The 2,763-nt window shown below is 36.4% G+C and carries 3 protein-coding genes and 3 tRNA genes; all 6 read left to right on the top strand.

Annotation, left to right across the window (positions count from 1 at the left end; genetic code table 11):
• Positions 1–40 precede the first annotated feature (40 nt).
• Positions 41–111 (top strand) — tRNA-Gly (locus tag BLP98_RS09210).
• A gap of 36 nt (positions 112–147) precedes the next feature.
• Positions 148–221: transfer RNA gene (locus BLP98_RS09205), tRNA-Ile, on the top strand.
• A 10-nt stretch (positions 222–231) separates the two neighbouring features.
• Positions 232–319, top strand: a tRNA-Ser gene (locus BLP98_RS09200).
• A gap of 119 nt (positions 320–438) precedes the next feature.
• Positions 439–1,221 carry a rod shape-determining protein MreC gene (gene mreC / locus BLP98_RS09195; protein ID WP_268778094.1) on the top strand — a complete coding sequence of 261 codons (783 nt, stop codon included), beginning with the start codon at positions 439–441 and terminating at the stop codon, positions 1,219–1,221.
• Between the two features lies 1 nt (position 1,222).
• Positions 1,223–1,729: a rod shape-determining protein MreD gene (gene mreD / locus BLP98_RS09190; protein WP_074482999.1), complete on the top strand. Its 507-nt coding sequence runs from the start codon at positions 1,223–1,225 to the stop codon at positions 1,727–1,729.
• A 101-nt stretch (positions 1,730–1,830) separates the two neighbouring features.
• A partial coding sequence (locus BLP98_RS09185; RefSeq protein WP_074482998.1) for a coiled-coil domain-containing protein occupies positions 1,831–2,763 on the top strand: 933 nt, incomplete at its 3' end.

The raw sequence follows: 2,763 nt of genomic DNA, 5'->3' as shown, positions 1-2,763 counted from the left end.
GCGGTTCGATTCCGTCTCGCGCCATTAAAATTTAATAAATGCGGGTGTAGTTTAGTGGTAAAACTACAGCCTTCCAAGCTGTTGTCGCGAGTTCGATTCTCGTCACCCGCTTTTTATTTTATTTATATTGGTTATTCCAAGTTTCATGGGCGCATAGCTCAGCTGGTTAGAGCGCACGCCTGATAAGCGTGAGGTCGGTGGTTCGAGTCCACTTGTGCCCATACATGGAATGGAGAATTACTCAAGAGGCTGAAGAGGACGGTTTGCTAAATCGTTAGGTCGGGTAACTGGCGCAAGGGTTCGAATCCCTTATTCTCCGTGCTATTTTTCAAGCGAGATTATCTTTTGATATCTCGTTTTATTTTTATATTCTAAGTTAGTTGGTGCACGATCTTGAAAAAATTAAGAATCTCTCGTCTCGTTTTCTTCGCTGTGTTGATTTTATTGCTTCTCTCATTTTCTTTGGCTTTCCTTTTTAAGAATGAGGGAGTTGTTTCTGGCTTAACTTCTCCAATTAGGAGTATAGTAGCCAGAGTGGATTCTGTTGTTTCTGCTCCTTTTAGATCCTTAGATTCTCTTAATGAGGATATTCATGATCTTTTTGATACTTATTCTGAAAATAAAAAATTGAAGAAAAAGGTTGCAGAGCTCGAAAATCAAAGTGAAGTAATTGATTCTTTAAAATCTGAGAATGATCAATTAAATAATGCTATTAATGCATCATCATCTATCACTACTCAGTTTTCTGCTACAGGAAAAGTTATTGTTCGTAGTCCAGTTTCTTGGTATGATTCTTTAACTGTCAAATTAGGCAAAAATAATAATGTTACTAAGAAGATGCTTGCTTTATCGAATGGTGGTCTTATTGGTGTTGTTACTGATGTTGATTCAACTACATCAAGTATTGCACTTTTAGCCAATGGTTCAGATTTCAGTATACCTGTTAAAATTTCAACTGCTTCAGGTGATGTTTTTGGAATTTTAGAGTCTTATGATTCTAATAAGAAGTGTTTTGTTGTTTCAAATCTTAATTCTTCTACTGATATTAGTGAGAGTGATAGCGTTGTGACGAGCGGTCTTGATGGTGATACTGTTGCAAATATTACGGTTGGTTCTGTTTCAAGTGTGAAGAATAGTTCAAAAAATTTGGAGCGTGTTGTTTATGTGACACCTGCTGCTGATTTTTCTGATATTTCATATGTAACAATAGTTGGTGACTAAAGTGGCATTTTTTAAAAATAAATATTTTTTACTTTTTTTGCTTTTTCTCTTGATGTTGATTGATGGTCAACTTTCCTATTTAATGAGCTCAATTTTTTCATATCATGTAACAATTAGTAGCCATCTTCTTTTGCTGGCAATTATTGATTTTTATCATGACAGAAATAAGTATTTTGTTTTATTTAGTACTTTAATCTTAGGGGCTCTTTATGACATTTACTATTTGAATCGAATCGGGTTAGTAGTTTTTCTTCTACCGATTTTAGTAATTTTTACTAATAAAATTACTAAGAGCGTTTTTGCTAGTAATTTTCAAACATTAACTTTCTATATTATTGTTTTGTTTTTGTTTGAAATTGTTGGTGAGTCGGCAGCTGTTTTATTGGGTATGACAACGTTATCAATGGCTAATTTTATAGCATATAGTTTTACGCCGACCCTTATTTTTAATATTTTGTTGTATTTGATATTCCAGAAATTGTTTAAAAAAGTATATTTTAACGCTTAGATTACCATAACAAAACATAAATGTAACAATCACGTAATATTAATTGCGTGATTTTTTGGTAAAATAATAGTGTCTTATCAAAAAGGAGTAGTTTAATTAATATGAAAAAAAGAATTTTATCAGCTGTTCTTGTCAGTGGTGTGACACTGGGGACAGCGGCCGTAACTGTAAATGCGGACGATTATGATACACAAATTGCTGCACAGGATGCTGTTATTAGCAACCTTACATCTGAACAAGCAGCAGCACAAAGTCAAGTTGATGCTATTCAGAGCCAAGTGTCTTCTTTACAATCACAACAAGCTGATTTGGAAGCACAGAATGCACAGCTTGAAGCTGAATCACAAAAATTGAGCGAAGAAATTCAAGCTCTTTCAAGTAAAATCGTTGCTCGTAACGAAACTTTGAAAAACCAAGCTCGTAACGCACAAAAAAATGCTTCAGCTACTAGCTACATCAACACAATCTTGAACTCTAAATCAGTTTCTGATGCTATTAACCGCGTTCAAGCTATTCGTGAAGTAGTTGCTGCTAACAAAAAAATGCTTGATGAACAAGAAGCTGACAAAGCTGCTATCGAGCAAAAACAAGCAGAAAACCAAGAAGCTATTAACACAGTTGCTGCTAACAAAGCAACTATCGAACAAAACCAAGCTGCTTTGGCAACACAACAAGCTGAATTGCAAGCTGCTCAATTGAACCTTTCTGCTCAATTGGCAACTGCTGAAGATGAACGTGCTAACTTGGTAGCTCAAAAAGAAGCTGCTGAACAAGCCGCTGCCGAAGCTGCTGCTGCGCAAGCTGCTGCTGAAGCACAAGCACAAGCAGAAGCACAAGCGCAAGCTGAATCTGTAGCACAAGCACAAGCTGCTGTTCAAAATGGTACAGCAACAACTGATACTACTACAGATACTTCTGCTCAAGATTCATCAGCTGATTCTTCTGCGCAAGCACCTGCACAACAAGCTCCAGCGCAACAAGCATCAACTCCAGCACAAAGTGCACCTGCACAACAAGCATCAGCTCCAGCACAA

It is taken from the genome of Streptococcus equinus, assembly GCF_900104225.1.
GTDB classification, from domain to species: domain Bacteria; phylum Bacillota; class Bacilli; order Lactobacillales; family Streptococcaceae; genus Streptococcus; species Streptococcus equinus_D.
The sequence above is the reverse complement of the archived record's forward strand: the minus strand, read 5'-3'. Positions and strand labels throughout refer to the sequence as shown.